Raw genomic sequence first — 19,683 nt, 5'->3', positions numbered from 1 at the left:
TGAGGCGTAAGCCATCTCTAGTGTACGCGGGTAAACCACAAATATGGAAAGGGATGGAAGACACATACGAACGTTTATCGGCAGCACGAGCGAGCGCCGTGTCAGGCCGCTCGTCGCACCGAGAAGAACAGACGTTGCTCGGATAGCGCGCCGACACCCGCCCCTAAACGGATTCGGCAGGTGCTCGCACACCCCAGCAGGCCGTTTCGGAACTCGCGTCGCGTAATGGCAAGCAGCCATCGTGGTACGCCTAATCAGTTTCCAAACTGATGTTTGCTATCCAACATTCCGTTGTTTCGATAGAACTCATCCACACGATGGATAGACTCACAACATGCGGTTCAAGGGACTTGATCTAAACCTTCTGGTTGCGCTCGATGCTCTGATGACCGAGCGAAACCTCACTGCGGCGGCACGGAAAATCAATCTGAGCCAGCCCGCGATGAGTGCTGCGATCGCGCGGCTGCGCATCTATTTTCGCGATGAATTGTTCACGATGAGAGGTCGCGAGCTCGTCCCAACGCCCGGCGCGGAGGCGCTTGCGAGCCCTGTCCGCGAGGCCCTGCTGCATATTCAACTCTCGATCATCTCAAGGGACGCGTTTGACCCAAGTCAGTCGAACCGACGGTTCAGGATCATTCTCTCCGACTTCATGACAATCGTCTTTTTTCGGCGGATTGTGGATCGTATCGCACAGGAAGCTCCGGCAGTACGCTTCGAATTGCTACCATATTCGGATGAGCCCGATGAGCTACTCCGCCGCGGCGAGGTCGATTTTCTCATTCTGCCGGAATTGTTCATGTCGAGCGCGCATCCGAAGGCGACGTTATTTGAAGAGACTCTCGTATGCGTGGGATGCCGCTCGAACAGGCAGCTGTCAGGGCAGCTTACGTTTGATAAATACAATTCGATGGGACATGTTGCGGCCAAGTTCGGGCGGGCGCTAAGGCCCAACCTCGAGGAATGGTTTTTGCTTGAGCACGGCCTTAAGAGACGCATTGAGGTCGTTGTGCAGGGCTTCAGCCTCATTCCGCCTATACTGTTCGACACGAGCCGCATAGGGACAATGCCCTTACGGCTCGCCAGACACTTCGAAAAGCGGACGCCTCTGCGGATCGTCGAGCCACCGCTGCCGCTGCCCCAGTTCACCGAGGCCGTTCAGTGGCCAGCCTTCCACAACACGGACCCGGCAAGCATTTGGATGCGGCGGATACTGTTGGAGGAGGGATCCCACATGACATCTGCGAATCAGAAGAGCCCAGCTCGCAGGCGCTGCTAGGTCGGGGCCACGAGCCGCTCTCCGCACGCTGCAAATACCGTGTTCGGCCTTTGGTCGTATTCGGCCGCTTTCTCATTTCGCCGTGTCGGGCGGCGCCCTCCTTAAGAGGCCACTCAAGCCGTCGGTCAGTCGCAAACGCCTGGCAGGCGCTGACCGTAGATGCCGCAAAATGTGACTCGGTGAGCTTGCGTGAAAGCACAGCGCTCACCATCGCGGCAACTTCTCAATAATGTTTGATTCGTCCAATCAATGTCTTGAACTCCACGCCGCGTCAGGTTGTAGGCACGCTGCTGGGACGCGTTGCGCGGCCATCGACAGGGGCATCGGCGAACTTACGGCTCTGGCCATAGCACCAGGGCCAGCGCCAGCCGTAAATTGACCAGGTCGCGTTGCGGGGTTGCCGGAGTGTCGAAATCGATCAGCTCCGCGGCTCCCGATACACTCTAGTCGCCGGTCGTTCGCCGACCGCCCTCCGCGCCCTTCTTACGATGGCTTCCGCGAGCTTCTTTCGCGATCGCAGGATGGGAACGGATTCGTTTCAGGCGATCCGATGAGAGCGCTTCAGAGCCGCTTTCGCTACTCTAATGTACCGCAACGACACTCGCGCAGGATAAGACGATATGCGCTTCAAGGACTTGGATCTAAATCTTCTCGTCGCGCTTGACGCTCTGATGACTGAGCGCAACCTCACTGCAGCAGCACGCAGGATCAACCTTAGTCAGCCAGCCATGAGCGCGGCCATTGCCCGGCTGCGCTTCTATTTCCACGATGATCTGTTTTCAATGAGAGGCCGCGAACTTGTCCCGACCTCACGCGCCGAAGCGCTGGCAGCTCCCGTTCGCGAGGCGCTGACGCACATTCAGCTCTCCATTATCGCTCGGAACGTGTTCGATCCCGCTCAATCAAAGCGCCGATTCAGGATCGGCCTTTCCGATTTCATAACAGTCGTATTCTTCCGAAACGTCGTAGAGCGCGTTGCGCGAGAAGCTCCCGCCGTCAGCTTCGAACTGGCGGCGCTTGCTGATGATCACGATGAGATTCTCCGGCGCGGTGAGGCCGATTTCATCATCTTGCCGGAATTATTCATGTCGTGCGCGCATCCTAAGATGAGCCTGTTTGAGGAGAGACTCGTTTGCGTAGGCTGCGGCAAGAACAGCCAGTTGCTCCGACGGCTAACATTTGATCGATATATGTCCATGGGGCACGTTGCGGTGAAACTCGGAGGTGCGCGCAAGACCCCCACCGAGGAATACTTTTTACTCGACCTTGGCCTCAACCGGCGCATCGACATTCTCGTGCAGAGCTTCAGCATGATTCCGCCCCTGCTGGCAGGCACGACCCGCATAGGGACCATGCCATCGAGGCTCGTTAAGCATTTCCAAAGAATGATACCCCTTCGGATTGCCGAACTCCCGCAGCCATTCCCCACATTTACCGAGGCGGTCCAATGGACTGTCCGTCACAACAGCGATCCGGAAAGCGTCTGGATGCGAGAAATACTGCTGCAGGAGGCGGCCCGCATGGCATCTACACGTGAAGAGCGCTTCATCATCAACGCTTCGGACCAAGCGGACACTGGCGCAGACTTCGCAAAGTCTGGCTCGCCGTTGTCGTAAGGACGTCCGCAGTGCGTAACCTCTATCCGGACGCATGTCTCGACGCGGCCAATTCACGCTTGTTCCAATGACACCGGTTATTGGCAGATAAACTTCGGTCAGTTTCGGCCGATGGCTATCAGCCGCTGTGCCGCTCGCATTCTATCATCCGACCGGCGCGCGAACTGCGACGCAACGCGGTCGATTGCGTTGTTTGCAACTTAACCCTCAAAGACGAAGCACGACGCGCCCGCCGCCGCTCCAGCCGGGGTCTTACGCTGCACCCGGCCTCTCTCTTTAGCTCACCAGGCTCGATGCACAACTTGGAATCAGCTTCGGACCACGCGCCGTCCACTCTCAGAATCAGCAGCTCCCAGGCGCGAGCTCGATTCGGATTAGCCGGCGTCACATCATCACCCACAGTGAGCGCTGTGCTGATCGATTGTGCAGATGAGGTACATCCCCGCAATTTCGACGCAGCATCGCGCAGCCGTGTTGCCGTATCGCATCACCTTCAAGCGCATCGCATCTTCGTCGCTCCGCGCCGCCGGTCCGACTTCTTTTGGCCCTACCGCGGCCAAACGTCTCGACGACGTGCGCTACCCTAGCGCGATGACAAACAGGAGCTGAGCGTTGGAGCAATACAGCGGCGTATTTGATCCGGAAGAACTTTCCGGCTTGGGAAGTCTTTTTGATAGTGCAATCACCGCGTCGCCGCCATCGATGCGGACTCCCGATAATCGAACGGCGATCGCAAAACTCATTTTGGAGCGGACAGCAGCGAGCGAGGCTCGACTGGCATACCTGATGAACTTACTAGTTACCATTTCCCCTCAGGGTTGATTGCCCGCCATTCTAAGGATAGTCACCATCTCTTGCGCTGGAATGGAAGACGATCCAGCTAGAGCTTTGAAATAGCTTGAATCATACGTGACGTCAGGTTGTAGGCTTTGAAATTGAACAACATGAGCAAAGCTACACCACGAAGGCGTCGATGGCGCATTGGCGAACTTGCAGAGGCGACCGGAGTGACGGTACGCACGCTGCATCACTATGAACACACGGGGCTCTTAGCTGCCTCCGAACGCACCGACGGCGGCCACAGGATGTACGACCGCGAAAGCGTTCAACGGGTTCATCAGATTCGAGCGCTGCGTGAGCTTGGTTTCTCCCTTTTCGAGATCGGTAAGGCTATGGAGCGTACGACTTCACTTACGGACCTCATGCGCAAGCATTTGGAGCGGATAGAGCTTCAAGTCGCTCGTGCAACCCTGTTGCGAGATCGCTTACGCAACATGACGACGGACAGTGAAATCCAGGTAAGTGTTGATGAGCTACCCGCCACCTTGGATGCCATGTCACGGGTCGAGACGCGTAGCCAGCCCTCCCGATGCACTTGCAAGCTGGCTGCAGATCGCGAGGAGCGGTGGCGGCGGATCCGCGATGAGCTGCGCGAATGCATGGATAGGGCTGAGCATCCCTGCGGCGAGCGGGCAAAGGCCGTCGCGATCGCAGCACGCTCGCTGATCGGCGAAATAGCCGGCGCCGATTCGCGCGTTTCGACGATCCTGAAGGTGCTTGCACGGTTAAGCGCACCTCGCACTCTGGCCGGTTGGGATCCCCACCTCATGCAGTATCTCGATCTCGCCCTTGCTGGATTGGAAGATCAGCCGTACTGATTGCGGCGCCGACGGGCGGATTGTCGGACGGCCCGGTCAATATCAAAGCGCGTTGAAGCGCCGGTTGATCTGCTGGTTCTGATTCGTGCCTGCCGTTCTGCGGCCTCACTGGGCCTGTCTGCGTAGCGCGTCTTTGGCGATCCGCCCGCCTAACGCACGGCCACTTGCTGCAACTGGCGGCATGAACCCCGAATGGGGCTTGAACCGCACGTAACGTCAAATTGTAGGCTCTAGCGAGATTGAGGTCTGGCGAACTGCCGCGCATGGATTCGCTTGCCGGAAGCAACCGCATCGAGCTGCAGCTGGCTGACCGCGGCGCTGGCCGTTCACTTCATTTGAGATTGGGAGTTCTACAATGCTAAATGGGCGCTACGCTTCGGCTGCAAGAGCAGCGCTCGTCTTCTGCGCCATCGCCTCGACTGCGCACGCTTCCGACGTCAATATTGCCGTGGCTGGCCCGATGAGCGGGAACAGCGCTGCGTTTTGGCGCGCAAATGCGCGATGGTGCGGCGGCCTCCGTCGAGGCATTGAACGCCTCGGGCCCAATACCAGATACCAAAGTGATGTTGAGCGTCGCAGACGACGCCAGCGATCCGAAGCAAGCGGTCGCAGTTGCCAATAGGCTCACAATGGACCGAGTCCAGTCAGTCGTCGGCCACTTTTGTTCCCTCTCGTCGATCCCAGGCTCCGAAGTCCACGCCGAAGCGGACAGGCGGTGGGGCGGGCCGGTTCCTTCAACGCCTCGCGAGTTGTCGTGGCACTTCGTTCAGGGGCGATCGATAACCTGATCGGGCCGCTCCGGTTGGATGGCAACAACGCGGCTCCCGCCCTTCTGGTCTATCGCTACGCGACGGGTGTGTTGAAGCCGTCGAGCAGAACTGACCGGCGCGAACGCATCGTTTCCCTAAACAGCGAATGACATGAGACGTTCTCAAGACCTGGCAGCTGCAATAGTTGCGTCCGCCCTTGTACTGGCGGCTCTCGGAGCACTTCTTGCGTTTGCTGCAGCGCTAGCAGAGCTCCCCGATGTCGACACGCTCGATAACGAGCTGCGTCCGATGATAGACAAGTAGTACCGTGCCAATCCTCATTGTTTGCGAGTCTTTTAAGCAACGGCCTGATCGCTTAATGGTTGGCTACCCTGATCGATGGGCTTGTTGGCCATATGAGCCCTCCATTCGCCCTGCAGCATTTGATTGGCGCTGTCGGGAGGTGCTGGCCGTTATCCTTTCAACCGCCGTAGCCGCGAAAATCGATTTTCGGCAACATTCCAGCCTATGGAGTTCCCGTGCTGACAAGTGCCCCTGCCCTGCACAGCTTCCAGGGCGCCAGACGCTGCGTCGTTTACGTCCTCTCGCGCTAATTCGAGCTGCGCAAGTTTCTCGTTATGCCCTTCCGCCAGACAGTTTTCTGCGCGAATTACAACTTCGACGTCAATGGAAACCCCTTCTCGCTGCCGAGCGCCGCAACGCACAACTCACCCAGCGCTGCGCTCAAATCGCAAGGCACACATACAGACCAAGACTTCACCATGTGGCACGCACTCATCAAGCCGAGCATGTTGACGCGCCAATCGAGTGCTTTGGCAAGATCCGGAATACCTTCAACGTCGGCGACGGGATCCTGACGCATCCTTCAGCTATCGACGACAAGGGTTCGCCTAACGGGCCTCTAGGGCAGATCGATGAAGCCCATTTGGCCCCAGTCGGATCGTCTGCGGCCCCCTCCAACCCGCGCTCGGCAGATGACCAATCATTCCGCGCTTCCTCCGGCTGGAATGCAAGCTCCCCCCTAACAGGGGCTGTCAAATGAAGCGGCCACGATTCACGGAAGAGCAGATCGTCGCGATCTTGAGGGAGCATCAGGCTGGGGCGAAGGCAACTGACCTGGCTCGCAAACACGGGACCTCAGAAGCGGCCATCCAGAATTGGAACGCCAGGTTTGGCGGCATGGACGTTCCTGCGGCCAAGCGATTGAAGGTCTTGGAGCAGGAGAACGCGATGCTAAAGATGCTTCTGGTCAAGCACATGCTCGATGTCGCGGAGCTTCGCGAACTGCTTTCAAAGTAGCCATGCGACCATCTCCCGGACGCTTGGTGTCAGGCGCCTCGCGCGCCAGAGAGGCAAATTCAAAAGAGACACTGTGAACAGAGGCCTCATCAGCGCCCACATCAGCCGACCTGGATCGCGAGCAATCGCCCGGAGCCAGCGGCGTGGGCTGCTGCAAACGGCGCCAATCTGGCGTGCGCAGGCCACTCCTCTGCTGTCCGAAACATGACAGATGCGTTCCGCTCTCATCTGGCGCATAAGACCGCCGCGGACGATCGGATGCCATTTCTCGGCTTGCTGCGCATGGTCGTTGTTGCGCAGTCTGACAAAGATGCCCGCGCGGCCGCGGAAGCCGCTTATCAACGATGGCTAAGGAGCTTTAGATTCCCTCACGAATTGATGCCACTCCGACACCGCCTAACTTGCAGCTGACCTTCGATGCAGCGCTTGAAGCGAACTGTGCGTTGTCGGAAAGCCAGCTTCCATCCGACAGCTCCTCCTTAACCAGAGCGAGGAGGCGGGCGCCAACTAATATCTACTATGCCAGCTTGCATTCGGGAACCTTCCGTTGGAGGTTTCGCTGTACACAGCAACCACAATCCAATCCGAGATCATGCCTGGCTTTGGCTGAAACGTTCGATCCGATTTTGCTACCTGCGTTCAGCGCCGCAACGCTATGTGCCATGATCGGCCGCCCTGCCGACAACGCCGATATCCGCCTGCCATCACGCTCGCTGCCTTGCCCAACATGGGGTCCTCGGACCAATAGAGCATGCTCGAGCACCTGGAGCAGCACCGGGTCAGCCCCGCGGCCCGTCTCATCGGCTCGTGGACCGCGCGAGAATCCAGCGCCATCCAGAAAGGTCAATGACTCCTCGCCCCGGGCTATCCGCGAACTGGATCGATCCCATCAAAACTTTCGATTTTACCGGATTTAGCCAAATACCCCATAAGTCGATCGCGATTTCCGGAAAGCACCTTTCACGAATGTCGTGTGGCTATGGATCCCTTTTGCCTTCAGCACAGTCGCAGGTCAGTTCAAGCCACCCCGACCTGGATCCACAAAGATACGTTCGATTCGTCCAAATCGACGCATGTGCGGACCATTTTTAGTCTGTCCCCTGATCGCCGCGTGCGGCGCGTAGTCATCAACCGCGTCCTCGCTGATACCATGGCCATTCCCCCAAAGGCGTTTCAGACGATCGGCGTTAGCGCACTTCCAGTGGCCTCGGTAAATGCGTACGTCGTTTAGGATTCGGCCAGGTGAACCGTCCTCCTCGCCGGAGCTTGGACCTTTCGCCCTGACCAGGTCGGCAGCGCCGTCAATCTGGCGGCTGCAAGCGAGGCCGTGCTGGCAGGTCTGTACCTGCCCCGATTGCAAGATACGTGTCCGACGGCCCGGACGAGGACCCGATCTGCGACGACATGGACAGATCAACTTCGCCAACTTGCCGTCCACTCTGCAACGTCGTGTGACCGTAAATCCTCACTGCGCTCGCTTGCTGAGCCCAGCTCGGTCGGCGAAGGCCAGATCTACGCTCTACAAACCTGCACGATGCTCATCCGGCTTTATCCGCTGTTGTCGATCAACTTTCGACGGGGGCGAGCGCTCTTTGAGTTTCCGGCAAGCATCACACCATCATCTAAGCAATTGGCGCAGCTGGGCGAGCTGCCGAGCTCCCATCTGTTCGCGGGCTCCTTTTCCCCGCCTGGCCGCACGCTCACTGTGCCGAGCATTTAACGATCTGAGCGTGGCAGCCCAGACGATTGTGGCGGAAGATCGCCCTGCAATCCCCGATGAGCCCCAATTGGCTCTCGGCGGCTATGCCGGGCGGCGTCTCACAGCACATCCGCGGGCTGCTCGGCTTCAGTCGTCAGTCGCAGTCATGGCCCGCAGGCCCTGCCATTGTGCGGCGTCGAGCGAGCGCGACGATCGCCTCAATGAACACGCAGCTGGGACGGAGACATTCCTTGTCGCGCCGCACCTGCCGGCTCTCGCGGACCGCGAAACGCAACACAAACCATCAGGTACTTTACATTCACTTCACCACCAGGAGCACATCGTGGAACTTGCCCCCTCCAATTCCCGCGTACAGAATCTTAAGGATCGGATCGACCTGCAACTGACCATCCTCGCCACTCTCGTAGGCGAGGATGGTGACGCGCTTGACGCGATCCGACTGCTCAACGCACTCACAAATGAAATGATCACGGCGGAGCTGGAGCTCGGCCAGCTCGGCGAGACAAGAACAAGCAATCATGACGGCGGCGCTCGCACCACGCACATGTCCGGGGACCGCGGCGCTTATTACCCGGAAGACCTTCTCGTTTTGGGACGCCTGTTCGATCAAGCCGTCGATGCCTTGCCGGCAAACCTACGAACTCCGGCCAACCGGATGAAGATCGCGAAACTCATTTTCTCGCGTGCCGCGGAGTGAGATTTCGTTGACGGTTTGATGTGGAGAGCGCTTTTCCTGGCCGAACAACGCCGGCTGCGATGGTACGAACAGAGTATCATAGCGAAGCGCAGCATCCAACGAGCTAACCTGGCATGCGGGCGCCGCCTCCATTACGCCGTCTGCGACTGATTCATTAGCTATCGCGGTCGGGTCGGGTACGTCGGACAATCACGCATTTGCACTGCAACAACCCAGTTTGATTTCGCCCCTTAGTTCAACTTTTGCTCTTGCTTCGGGACCTCATGGCTCTGCTACCGCCGTGCGGAAGCCGGATAACGAGAAAGCACAGGCCGCCCGGGTGCGAGACACTCACAATGACTGCCAACTCGGCCTAACCTTCGTTTCGTGTATAGTGGTTAGGCCGTTGTTGCGGCAATATCCCCTTATTTGCTGACGACGAACTTCACTCGAACCCTTCTGGGGGCGGCGGCGCACGGTCGTGGTCGAGTAGCTCGGCCATTTGGCTGTCAAACGCCATCCGGAACTGCCCCCTTTGCGTCATGAAGAACTGCCTCCACCATCGGGATTATGATCTCGGTTGAAGGTTGGCTCCGCCGCTGACGGGACGGAGGGAGGCGGAGCCGACCGGAGGGCCGTCAGCGGCGGGCGGCTTGATGAGGCCGCTCTTGCGCTTGGCTCGGAGCCGGTAGCTGTCGCCGCGGATCGTCAGCACGTGGCTGTGGTGCAAGAGCCGGTCGAGGATCGCGGTGGCGACCACGGGATCGGCGAACACGGTGCCCCATTCGGCAACACTGCGGTTCGAGGTGATCAGCATGGCGCCAGTTTCATAGCGCCGACTGACCAGTTGGAAGAACAGATGCGCCGCGTCAGGTTCCAGCGGCAGGTAGCCGAGCTCGTCGACGATCAGCAGCTTTGGCTTCGACAGCGCGAGCAGTTTCTCATCCAGACGCCGTTCGCCATGCGCCTTGGCAAGGCCTGCGACCAGTGTCGTCGCCGTGGTGAACTGCACCGTGTACCCGGCCAGGATCGCCTCTCGCCCAGCGCGATCGACAAGTGCGTCTTGCCGACTCCGGGCGGCCCGAGCAACAGCACGTTCTCTCCGTTAGCGATCCAACGTGATGCGGCAAAGTCGCGGATCTGCTTGGGATCAATCGAGGGCTGCGCCTCGAAGTCGAAGCCTGCGAGCTCCTTCACGGCCGGGAAGTGTGCAAGCTTCAGCGCCATATCGATGCGGCGATGATCCTTGCGCGCGATCTCACGTTCGCACAGCAAGATCAGCGTCTCACGCGCCGACAGGTTCGCGCGCGCCGCCTCGTCGAGCAGGCTGTCGAGCTGATCGCGGATGCCGGAGAGCTGCAATCGCGCCAGCATGGCATCGAGCGGATCGGTCGGTGCTTCGGTTGCCTTCTTTGCGCGCGTCATCAGAAGCTTCCCCCGATCACGGCTTCATATTCGGTAAGCGGACGCAACAACGAATGCGGTGGAGACGATCCCGGCACCGCCGCTGCAGTCTCCGGCCGGCGGACCGCGCCATTGCGCCCGGCAACACCGTCGAGATGAACCGGATCGACGATCCGCAGCCGGCGCCCCTTCGATTGCTCGTGAACCGCGACCTGGTGCACGCCATGGCGGATCCGCACCTCGCCGGCCGCGATCGTTACCGCTACGCGCTCGCCAATAAGGCGCCACGGCACCGAGTAGCTGTTCGTATCAATCTCGACGGCGCAATCATTGCCGACGACGCGGGTCAGTTCACGCAAGGATCCGAACGGCGGCTGCTCGCCGAGCGGCTTCAACCGATGTATTTCGTCACGCGCGAAGCGGATGATCGGCGCCTCGCCGGTCGTGCCGTGGATACGAACGTTCGCAACCTCACGCTCCCACCTGTCGAGATGCGCCTCGAATGCTTCCCAACTAAGGAATGACCGGCGATCGCGTTCTTCTTCACGTAGCCGACGCCGTTCTCCGTCTTGCCCTTCGTGCGCGCCCGATATGGCGCGGACGCGCGAGGACGGAAGCCCCAATGTTTTGCGAAGGCTATCAGCTTGTCGTTGAACTGAACCGACCGGCTCACCGCGTCGTGGCGCACGACAAGCGCGCGTGGATTGTCCATCAGCACTTCCTCCGGCACACCGCTGAAGGTCGTGAACGTGCTCTCGAGCCCGGCGAACCAATGCTCCTGCCTCTCGGCCCGGAACGCACGCACATGGAGCCGTCGCGAGTGTCCAAGCGTTGCCACGAACACGAATGCCTTGACTTTCGCCCCTCCGATCTCGACCAGACGCCCCGAAGTCGATCTGCAGCTGCCGGCCCGGCGGCGTCTCAAACCGCGTCGTCGCCAGCGCCTCCGCCTTCAGCGCCTGGCGATAGGGCTGCACGGAGCGTTGCAGTGTCCGTCGGCTGACGGCCACGCCTTTCTCGGCCAACAGGTCCTGGCGCACCACGTCGGCATTGCCGCGATGCCGAATGAGCCTCTCGCGCAGCCAGCCCTCAAGGCCGTCGAGACGCTTCGGCCGCTCAGGCGACTTGAACGGCTTCACCCCGCCCGCCGCCACGTAGTCCTTCACCGTGTGATGGCTGCAGCCAAGCTGCCGCGCAATCCGCTTCACGCCCCACCCGCACGCTCTCAGGCGCATCATTTCCGCCATGTCATCCGGCGTCTTCATCACCTGCCCCCGTGGATCATTCCACGGCGAGCCTTCAGTGATTCGTTCCCGCTTCATTCACTCTCTCCTCAGCTATCCGAGGAGGGGGCCATTCCTCGTGACGCTGAGGGGGCAGCTTTCCATGGCGCGCGACAATTTGGCTTTGCCCTCACAGATCCGGGCAGGCGGCTTTCCCGCACCCGGCTCTTCCCGAGGGTAACCCGCGTCATATCCGCGCCTGTGCCCACGTGCGAGTGATGCGTGGACCGGGCAGACGGAAGCGTGCCGTCAGGGTCTCGAACTCGGACCAGCCCATGCGCCGACTTTTCTGGCTGCGCCGTCTCAGACAGCGCATCCAGGTCCGACGCACTTCGCGGTAGAAGCCGTTGAGCGCTGGATAATTGTGCGGCCTGCCGTAGTAGCCGTAGTGTCCACGCAGCACAGCGGCGAACCACTCATGCTGCGAGGCAGTGGCGCGTGCATGAGCCGCCAGGTCTCCTGGCGCAACGCCGTCAGCTTGCGCGTCAGGCGTTTCCCTTCCGTCTTGTGCTTCACGATAAACCCGCCGTCCCTGGTCCGCCCGCAGTAGTGGGTGAGGCCGAGGAAGGCGAAGGTTTCTGGCCGCCGCTCGCCGCGCCGCTGACGCGAGAGGGCCGCGAACCGGCCAAACTCGATCAGCCGCGTCTTGTCCTCATGGAGCGTTAGGCCGAAGCCGGTCAGCCGCGTCTTGAGGGCAAAGAGCATTTCCTGCGCATCTGCCTTGTTCTCGAAGCCCATGACGAAGTCGTCCGCATAACGCACAGTCACGACGCGACCGCGTGCATGGCGACGACGCCATTGGTGGACCAGAGATCGAGGATGTAGTGCAGGAAGATGTTGGCAAGGAGCGGGCTAATGCTCGCCGCCTTGCGGCGTACCCCTGTCTGTATCTTGCTTCTCGCCGCTCTCAAGTCGGCATCGAGCACCCAGTTGACGCGCTGGCTCATGATCGCCGTGTGCAAAGGCGTCAAGCGCCATATGAGGATTCCGCCCCGGCCGACAGCCGTAGAGAACCCGAGGAAGTCGGCCTCGTAGACGGCACTCAGCACCTCGGCTACCGCGCTTTGGACAATCTTGTCCTCTAGCGCCGGCACACCGAGAGGCCGCTTACCGCCGTCGGCTTTGGGGATGTAGACTCGTCGCACCGGCTGTGGCCGATAACGACCAGTGTGGACTCGTGCGCAGAGGTCGCGGAGGTTACCCGCTGCCTCCAGCAGCACGCCAGCTTCCAGGAATTGATGCCCGCGGCGATCCGGGCGTTACCGTGCACCTCGGAAAAACGCCCTGCGTCAGCTACTCGTCAGCCAGCTGGTCTACCGGACAGGCTGCGCATTCTCGACTTGATGGGGGAGATATGACGGGCATTGGCCGAACTGGCAATTCGCACATTGGGCCTGCGGAAGCCGGCAGCACATGGGGATCGAGCAGTTCGAGCCCGGAGCCCGGGGCCGCCCTCGGCGAAGGCAGGCAATCTTTCGACTCCGTCGTGGTGGGGATGCGCCTCGGGCCTCAGGGTGGAACGGCGCCGCTCGCAGGCCTACCACCAGCTTCGGGTGCGCCAATCCCGAGTTCCTCAAGTGGCGACGGAAAATCAGCGCAGAAAAAAATGCGCAGTCTGCTTGGGAACTTTATTGCTGCCCAAGCTGCGGTTATGCAAGCTCGGAGCCTATCGGAGACGCAAGACCTGATTGATCAAGGCGTCAAGGCGGGCTCGGAAGTTCTGGAGTATTACGCGAGCCTCCCCTCGGACATGGCGCGCAGGCTTCTTTCCGACAGTCAGGTTCGTCAACTCCGCGACGAGACTCTCGCCTCGGGGAACAACGGCAACGCTGTGGCCATCCAGATTGGCGACAAGCTGGATAAGAACAGGAGCAAAGCAGCAGCCGTGTTCGAGCGGATGCGAGATGCCGGCGCTCCGTCCGACCAGCTGGGCCGGGCGGTATCCAGCGTGGCGAAGCATTACGAAGCCTGCTTGGATTGGTGGGGAAAGAAGGTATTGCGCTCGGAGCGGATGCGGTCCGTTTATACGGACACCGCCAACTTGCCCAGCACCACGTCCAAGATGCGGGAGGAGGAAGAGGCCGCGCTACGCCAGCATACCGGCTGGGCACTGTATACGAAGTGCATGTACCTGGAATCGCGCATCGCTCTCGCGCGACTCTTGATCGAGTCGAAGGCGGCCACGTTCGGCCCAGCCGTGAACGACGCCCTCATGGGTGAGGATGGGCGGGTGCGACTGCTTGGGACCTTTATCGCGGATTTTTTTCCGGCATTCAACTCGACTTCCCACGCCGTTCTGGAGGGAGCGGCGCTCGACGCAGACCACTGCACCGTTCTGGAAGGAGTCATGGAACGGCTTTCGGAATTTGCCTCAGGGGTGCACGGCATCGTTACCCGACTAAGGGGCGCCGGAACGGATGCCGACCTTCCGTTGGAACTGTTGGGCCAGATCGCGGAAGGTGCATGGGTCACCGCGGACGACGTCACGCGTCTTTTGGTCGTGCAGCCAAAGACGCCCGCCATGATTGAGCCGCGGGCCCGGACTGCCGTAGTGGTTGAAGGGGGCGCGGCGCGGAGGAAGGGGAAAGGCAAGCGCGCCCCGGCCGCAGGCGAGCGAAGTTCGGCGGGCGGGCTGCGCGAGCCGCAGCTCGCCACGCCCGACGCTGCCACGGCCCCAACAGGCAAGGTGATCGTACTCTCGGATTTGGGTACAAAGAAACTCGCGAGCGCGGAGGAGGCAGACGCGAGGGTGTCATCGTCGGCGACTGGGCACCTGGAGATATTGCAGGCTCCGCCCTCCAGGAAAGCACTGACCGGATTAATCGAGCGATTGGACGAACTTTTGCAGTTCGATCTGCCCGCTCAGCAAAGCACCGTCTCGCAAGCGCGCCAGATGAAGCCCGAGGACGCCGATCACGTCGTGGATCTCGTCGTTAAGCGACTGCAGACGCAGGCCTCCGAGATTGAGGCCAGTGTAGTCGCGCTGGAGGAGCCTCGCCGACGTGTCCTACTCACGCCTGCGCAAGTGCCGGAAGTGCATGACAAAATAACCCGGCTCAAGGCGATGTTGTCCGAGGTGCAGGGACAGGCGAACTCTTTGAAGGCGCGAAAGGCGGCGATCACGATCGATTGCATGAAGACCTACGCGTTTCCGTCCCAGAAGTATCTTGAACAGTTGCGGGCGGCCGGGGAGCTGGCGTCTGTGAATCCACCGCGCGCCTTGAAGGATGATCCGGGGACACTATTCGAGATCAAGCTGCAGCCCAAGGCCCTGCGCAATGGCGCGATGCCAAGCCCGATGTGGGTGCACATCCATACCAAGCGGCCGGTACATGCCTGGCAGTTGGCAACGCTGAGCGATGCCGAGTTCGCCGCTTGCCACGTGAAGTCCAATGACCAACGCGGCTACAATCAGGACTGGCAGAGCGCTCGAGCTGCGACGGGGCGCGAGAACGTCGTGATCCACCGCGGGAAGCTCACGCCGGCGTTCTGTAGGTCCTTGATGAGCACCGCAGTTGGTGGCCACCCGTGGTATCCCCTTCCCGAGACGGAGCACATGTCGACCCAGATGGCGCGCCTGGGGATGTAGCTACAGGTGGTTTGTCTCGCGCCGGAGCGCCGCTGTGGTGACACGATCAAGTGGCCGTTATCACCGAGAGGAAATCCTCGATGAGCCGAAGCCAGCACGAACTCCTCGAACAGATCGACAGCGGGGTCACGATTGAAATTCGATCGGGAGCGTCGTGACCACGACTTCCTTTCGCTTGGCGGCTGAACCGTCAAATGCCAGCGCTCAAGTCCAGACGCATACGATCAGCGCTCCTGGCCCTTCATCTTCGAAAGTGAGTACAGATCAACTTCGTCTTAATGAATCGCGTGCGTCAACAAACGGATAGCGTGGACGCGCAAGATGCCCCTCCGGCCGACTCGTCGGTAGAGGCGGCGGCCTTTCACAGGCAGCTGAGCGAGGTCGCTGTCCCGTCCTCTCCCGTGCTCATGCAGGTCCGCGCCCATCAAGCGGATACGACGGTCACACCCTGCGGGACGTCATCGACCGAACCGAGACACTCACCGGCTGCGCGATCGAGCGCGCCTTTGTCGACAAGGGATACCGCGGCCATGACGCACAGAACCCGCGCCGCGTCTCATCTCCGGCCAGAAGCGCGGCGTCTTCGGCACTATCAAGCGCCAGCTGCGGCGCCGCTCCGGCTATCGAGCCCGTGATCGGCCATTTGAAGGCTGAAGGGCACCTCGGCCGCTGCTACCTCAAAGGCCGCGCCGACGATGCCGCCAACGTCATCCTCTCCGCCGTCGGTTACAACTTCCGCCGCATCCTCGCTTGGCTAAGGGCTCTTTGGTACCTCTTCCTGGCTGCCTTCTTCTCAGCCACCGCACACCACTCAAATCGGCTTCTTAACCGACGACTACATCACTGGTCTTAGGAACGCTACTGATGGGATTTTCCAGGAGGCGAACCACCTCACCGCGAAAGGCAGACATATGGCTCTCATTTAAAGGCTGGATCGAACAAATGCAATGCTGGTAGACAGCGGCCCTGCCGGATCGGCGAGCGTCTGAACCTCCAGAGAAAACGGCTCGAACGAAAGCGGCATGTCAAGCCCAACGGCCAGCAATGTGCGCAATTGCGCCATGTTCCCGAGCCGATCGTCCGCATCCACCAACACGCGATGCTCATCGCGCATGCCGGAGATCGCGAGTTTCGGATCCGTAACCCCAGAAACATGGACGATCCCGGTCACTTCGGGAAAGAGCTTCGTTTCGCCGGCGAGATGGTGATGGAAGGTGTCGTGAACTAAACGGAATATGTCAACCCCATCGATTTCGCGGACCGCATCAACCGCCTCGCTCTTCAGGCGCAGAGAGCATATCTCGAAGCCGAGCGGTTCGAGATAGCCGCGAAGGCCCCGATCGGCGAGGATCGGCCTGAGAGCCCTGAGCGCGGCGACAAGATTGCGCTGGCGTACCCCGCCTTCCCGACCGCTGCCGTCGTTGAGCGGCACCAGCGCGATGGCTCCTGCACCGACCGCCTGCGCATAGTCGGCAAGCTCTATCGCTTCGGCTTCCCGGGCCGCATTCCACTGGTTGAAGCGCTGCAAGCTATTGATGGTGAGGATGCGGATACCCGCTGCTTCGGCCGCAGCTTTCACCTCCTCAGCCGGCGTTCCGTCCAGAATCGCGTTCCCGTCGAGGTCGTTGCGGATTTCAGCTCCGGACGCGCCAACTCTGCGGCACAGCTCAAAAAAGGCATCCTGCCGCAGCGATGGCGCCAGAATATGATTGATGGCAAAAGATGGCTCAATCATCGCGTTCTCCGACGTCATGGGGCAGCGGCGCGCCGCCATGCTGTTGTTCATGCGCCAAACAATTACGTCTCGAGCCGTACGACCCGGCCGGTCTCTGCCGATTTGAGCGCAGCGCCGGCCAGCCGAAGCGCCGCGAGACCATCGGCGCCACTCGGCGACATAGCGCGATTTTCGACTATGGCGGCGATGAAGGCGGAGATCTCGTTGGCATAGGCGTCGACATAGCGATTCATGAAGAAGTCGTGCAGCGGCGGGCGGGTGTAGCCGGAGCCGCTCGCAAGTTCGATCGATACCGGCCTCTGGTTTTCGGCCGCCACCATCCCTCTTGATCCCAACACCTCGATACGCTGGTCGTAGCCATAGGTGGCACGACGCGAATTTGAGATAGTACAGTGCTTGCCGGAGGCGGTTTTCAGGATAACGCTCACTGAATCGTAATCACCGGCTTCTCCGATCATTTTGTCGACGAGCACGGACGCTTCGGCGCTAACGCTGACCGGCTCTTCGCCGAGCAGGAAGCGCGCCATGTCGAAATCATGGATAGTCATATCGCGGAAGATTCCGCCCGAACGCTTGATATAGCTAAGCGGCGGCGGGCCGGGATCGCGCGACACGATCGTGACCATCTCGACATCACCAATGGCCCCTTCGTCGATCGCCTTCCGTACCGCAACGAAGTGCGGGTCGAAGCGGCGATTGAAACCCAGCATCAGTGCCCGGCCGGTTTTCTCGACTAAGGCGAGACATCGTTCGACGCGCTCGATACTGAGATCAATCGGCTTCTCGCAGAAGATCGCCTTACCGGCCCTCGCGAACCGTTCGATCAAAACGGCATGCGTGTCGGTCGGTGTACAGATGATGACAGCGTCGATGTCGTGCGAGATTTCGATCTCCTCAACGCTCCGGACCTCGGCGCCATAGGCAGACGAAATATCTTGCGCGGCATTTTGGTACGAGTCAGCCACAGCCACTAGTTTAGCTTTGCGGGTTGCAGCGACCCCTTGGGCATGAACTCTCCCAATGCGCCCTGCACCAAGCAACCCGAAGCGAACTGTCATTCCTTCCTCTTTCAAGCTGAAGGGTGGACGCGTCCCCGACACGTTCACCCTTATTGTGCCGGAAATGGTCGCTAAAGTGTCGGCGCTTCCTGTTGCGCTGATGGGCTTCATGTTGCGCTGATGGTACGTGTCGGTCACGACATGCGGCGACGATAATAACGCCTTTGATGATCGCCTGGCAATATGTTGACATACAGGAACGTGGAGCCAGACATCATCGTGCCGAGGATGATCGTCCCGATGACCGTTCCGGCGATCCTTCCGGAGCCGCCTGTGAGCTAGGGTGCCGCCGATAACTGCTGCCGCGATCGCGTCCAGTTCGTTCATCGTGGCCATGCCTGCCTGTGCCGTCTGGGCGCGGGCTGCGGTCACGATACCCGCCAGACCGGCCAACGTGCCGGCGATGGCGTACACCTTGATCAAATGACGCTCGATTGTTGATGCCGGACACACGGGCCGCCTGCGCATTCGCGTCTATGGCGTAGGTGAACTTGCCAGCCCAATAGCGAAGAGCAACCTGGAAGATCACCGCGATCACCAGGAAGATGATAACTGGTGCTATGCCACTACCAAAGAAGGTGAAGCCATCAGACCCGAAATCGGCTGCCCCTTAGTATACCACTTCGCCAATCCGCGGGCAGACACCATAATACCAAGCGTGGCAATGAACGGCGGGATCTTGGTGTAGACAATGAGCGCGCCGTTGATGGCACCGGCAAACAGCCATACCGATCAGGACCGGGACGACCGCCGGCAGGTGCGTGAGGTCGGGATAAACGACTTTGCCCCACGTCGAGGCTGAGCTAAGCTCGCGGCCACCATCGCCGAGAAGCCGACGACCGAGCCGGACGACCAATCGACGCTAACATGGCGGACAACGCTGACGCGTTGACCACATGCCCATGGCACCGGTGCCGTGTTACAGTCGAAATGGAATATCTGGTGCGTAGGTGAACGTGAATTTGACAGACGAAACCCGCCGTGGGCCGCCAGCGGGTTTTGAAGAGCTGCGGCAGCGTATCCTCGACCAACGCACAAGAATGCCAAATGGATCAGGCAAGGTCGCCGCATATTCGTTGGACAATCCATACGAAGTCGCCCTCGGTACCGCCGCCAGCATTGCCGCTTCAGCCGGCGTTCAGGCATCGACCTTGGTTCGTTTCGCGAAACACTTTGGATTTGAGGGAGTCACCAAGCTTCAATCGGTATACCGCGAACGGCTTCGCGACCGTAACATCTCCTGTGATTAGCGCCTTACCTCGCTGAAAATGATTGGAGCAGAAGGTGAAGGCGTCCACGTCCTGAAAGGCCTGATGCATGCATCGATACAATCGATAGATACGCTTTCCGATTCGATTGAGAGAGACCGCTTTGACCAGGCAACAAAAATTCTATCTGGTGCTAATGTAATATATGTACTTGCCAAACGATGATCGTTCCCCGTCGCAAGCTATCTTGCCTACATATTGGGGAAGCTACTAAAGGCCAGGAATGTTCTGATCGATTCATCGTCGAGACTTGATCCCGAGACCATTTCTTTCGCAACGCCGCACGCCGCCGCCATAGCCATAAGTTTTTCACCCCCAGGAGACCATC

Annotated in this window: 13 protein-coding genes and 6 pseudogenes; 11 read left to right on the top strand and 8 right to left on the bottom strand. The window is 60.0% G+C overall.

All coding sequences use genetic code 11. From position 1 onward, the window contains the following. Positions 1-334 precede the first annotated feature (334 nt). The 5 genes from nodD1 to WDM24_RS06970 all read left to right on the top strand — a co-directional run bounded on the left by nodD1 (position 335) and on the right by WDM24_RS06970 (position 5,341). A complete protein-coding gene (nodD1, locus tag WDM24_RS06990; protein ID WP_029084501.1) occupies positions 335-1,279 on the top strand; it encodes a transcriptional regulator NodD1 in 945 nt (314 codons plus the stop codon). Positions 1,280-1,899: 620 nt separating this feature from the next. Beyond that, positions 1,900-2,895: a LysR family transcriptional regulator gene (locus tag WDM24_RS06985; protein ID WP_338696185.1), complete on the top strand. Its 996-nt coding sequence runs from the start codon at positions 1,900-1,902 to the stop codon at positions 2,893-2,895. Between the two features lie 612 nt (positions 2,896-3,507). After that, positions 3,508-3,717, top strand: coding sequence for a hypothetical protein (locus tag WDM24_RS06980; RefSeq protein WP_176533550.1), 210 nt, complete (start codon positions 3,508-3,510; stop codon positions 3,715-3,717). A 122-nt stretch (positions 3,718-3,839) separates the two neighbouring features. Continuing rightward, entirely contained in the window at positions 3,840-4,553 is a 714-nt protein-coding gene (locus WDM24_RS06975) for a MerR family transcriptional regulator (RefSeq protein WP_338701034.1), read from the top strand. 494 nt (positions 4,554-5,047) lie between these two features. Beyond that, the gene (locus WDM24_RS06970) at positions 5,048-5,341 is read left to right on the top strand and encodes an ABC transporter substrate-binding protein (RefSeq protein ID WP_338696179.1); all 294 of its coding nucleotides are present in this window, start codon (positions 5,048-5,050) and stop codon (positions 5,339-5,341) included. Between the two features lie 631 nt (positions 5,342-5,972). On the opposite strand, the gene WDM24_RS06965 is transcribed toward WDM24_RS06970, so the two are convergent. Next, positions 5,973-6,185 carry a hypothetical protein gene (locus WDM24_RS06965; protein ID WP_166104865.1) on the bottom strand — a complete coding sequence of 71 codons (213 nt, stop codon included), beginning with the start codon at positions 6,183-6,185 and terminating at the stop codon, positions 5,973-5,975. A gap of 176 nt (positions 6,186-6,361) precedes the next feature. Here WDM24_RS06965 and WDM24_RS06960 point away from each other — a divergent pair. From WDM24_RS06960 to WDM24_RS06950, 3 genes and pseudogenes are all read left to right on the top strand, one after another. After that, positions 6,362-6,619 (top strand): annotated as a pseudogene (locus WDM24_RS06960) (transposase); the annotation flags it as partial. 84 nt (positions 6,620-6,703) lie between these two features. Continuing rightward, positions 6,704-7,232: pseudogene (locus WDM24_RS06955) on the top strand (LLM class flavin-dependent oxidoreductase); the annotation flags it as partial. A 1,432-nt stretch (positions 7,233-8,664) separates the two neighbouring features. Continuing rightward, a complete protein-coding gene (locus tag WDM24_RS06950) occupies positions 8,665-9,039 on the top strand; it encodes a NolY (protein ID WP_338696173.1) in 375 nt (124 codons plus the stop codon). Between the two features lie 547 nt (positions 9,040-9,586). Here the strand turns inward: WDM24_RS06950 and istB are convergent. The 4 genes and pseudogenes from istB to WDM24_RS06930 form a co-directional block, all read right to left on the bottom strand. Further along, a pseudogene (gene istB / locus WDM24_RS06945) lies at positions 9,587-10,443 on the bottom strand (IS21-like element helper ATPase IstB). Next, positions 10,443-11,744: pseudogene (gene istA, locus WDM24_RS06940) on the bottom strand (IS21 family transposase). The pseudogenes istB and istA overlap by 1 nt, the downstream one beginning before the upstream one ends. Positions 11,745-12,008: 264 nt before the next feature. Beyond that, positions 12,009-12,473: a reverse transcriptase domain-containing protein gene (locus WDM24_RS06935; protein ID WP_338696171.1), complete on the bottom strand. Its 465-nt coding sequence runs from the start codon at positions 12,471-12,473 to the stop codon at positions 12,009-12,011. Next, complete coding sequence (locus WDM24_RS06930; RefSeq protein ID WP_338696169.1) at positions 12,470-12,925, bottom strand: hypothetical protein; 456 nt, start codon at positions 12,923-12,925, stop codon at positions 12,470-12,472. Before WDM24_RS06930 ends, WDM24_RS06935 begins: the two co-directional genes overlap by 4 nt. Positions 12,926-13,059: 134 nt before the next feature. On the opposite strand from WDM24_RS06930, the gene WDM24_RS06925 reads away from it, so the two are divergent. Both WDM24_RS06925 and WDM24_RS06920 read left to right on the top strand, forming a co-directional pair. Further along, positions 13,060-15,294 (top strand): hypothetical protein, encoded by a 2,235-nt coding sequence (locus WDM24_RS06925; protein WP_338830727.1) that lies wholly within the window; start codon positions 13,060-13,062, stop codon positions 15,292-15,294. A gap of 427 nt (positions 15,295-15,721) precedes the next feature. Next, positions 15,722-16,147: pseudogene (locus tag WDM24_RS06920) on the top strand (IS5/IS1182 family transposase); the annotation flags it as partial. Positions 16,148-16,216: 69 nt separating this feature from the next. Here WDM24_RS06920 and WDM24_RS06915 read toward each other — a convergent pair. The 3 genes and pseudogenes from WDM24_RS06915 to WDM24_RS06905 all read right to left on the bottom strand — a co-directional run. Then, on the bottom strand, positions 16,217-17,029 hold the full coding sequence (locus tag WDM24_RS06915) for a TIM barrel protein (protein ID WP_338832346.1): 813 nt from the start codon (positions 17,027-17,029) through the stop codon (positions 16,217-16,219). Positions 17,030-17,091: 62 nt separating this feature from the next. Beyond that, positions 17,092-18,087 (bottom strand): inositol 2-dehydrogenase, encoded by a 996-nt coding sequence (gene iolG, locus WDM24_RS06910; RefSeq protein WP_338696165.1) that lies wholly within the window; start codon positions 18,085-18,087, stop codon positions 17,092-17,094. A gap of 105 nt (positions 18,088-18,192) precedes the next feature. After that, positions 18,193-18,948: pseudogene (locus tag WDM24_RS06905) on the bottom strand (ABC transporter permease); the annotation flags it as partial. 101 nt (positions 18,949-19,049) lie between these two features. Between WDM24_RS06905 and WDM24_RS06900 the strand changes: the two are divergent. After that, on the top strand, positions 19,050-19,337 hold the full coding sequence (locus WDM24_RS06900; RefSeq protein ID WP_338830726.1) for a hypothetical protein: 288 nt from the start codon (positions 19,050-19,052) through the stop codon (positions 19,335-19,337). Positions 19,338-19,683 lie beyond the last annotated feature (346 nt).

This window comes from Bradyrhizobium sp. 27S5 (genome assembly GCF_037217225.1).
Lineage (GTDB): Bacteria > Pseudomonadota > Alphaproteobacteria > Rhizobiales > Xanthobacteraceae > Bradyrhizobium > Bradyrhizobium septentrionale.
Note: the sequence above shows the minus strand (reverse complement) of the source record. Positions and strands in the feature narration are given on the sequence as shown.

Excerpts from the sequence above, each read along its gene's own strand:
- WDM24_RS06985 (WP_338696185.1), top strand. The coding sequence starts at position 1,900 with ATGCGCTTCAAGGACTTGGATCTAAATCTTCTCGTCGCGCTTGACGCT.
- WDM24_RS06925 (WP_338830727.1), top strand. The coding sequence starts at position 13,060 with ATGACGGGCATTGGCCGAACTGGCAATTCGCACATTGGGCCTGCGGAA.
- WDM24_RS06965 (WP_166104865.1), bottom strand. The coding sequence starts at position 6,185 with ATGCGTCAGGATCCCGTCGCCGACGTTGAAGGTATTCCGGATCTTGCC.
- WDM24_RS06970 (WP_338696179.1), top strand. The coding sequence starts at position 5,048 with ATGCGCGATGGTGCGGCGGCCTCCGTCGAGGCATTGAACGCCTCGGGC.
- iolG (WP_338696165.1), bottom strand. The coding sequence starts at position 18,087 with ATGACAGTTCGCTTCGGGTTGCTTGGTGCAGGGCGCATTGGGAGAGTT.
- nodD1 (WP_029084501.1), top strand. The coding sequence starts at position 335 with ATGCGGTTCAAGGGACTTGATCTAAACCTTCTGGTTGCGCTCGATGCT.
- WDM24_RS06975 (WP_338701034.1), top strand. The coding sequence starts at position 3,840 with ATGAGCAAAGCTACACCACGAAGGCGTCGATGGCGCATTGGCGAACTT.
- WDM24_RS06915 (WP_338832346.1), bottom strand. The coding sequence starts at position 17,029 with ATGATTGAGCCATCTTTTGCCATCAATCATATTCTGGCGCCATCGCTG.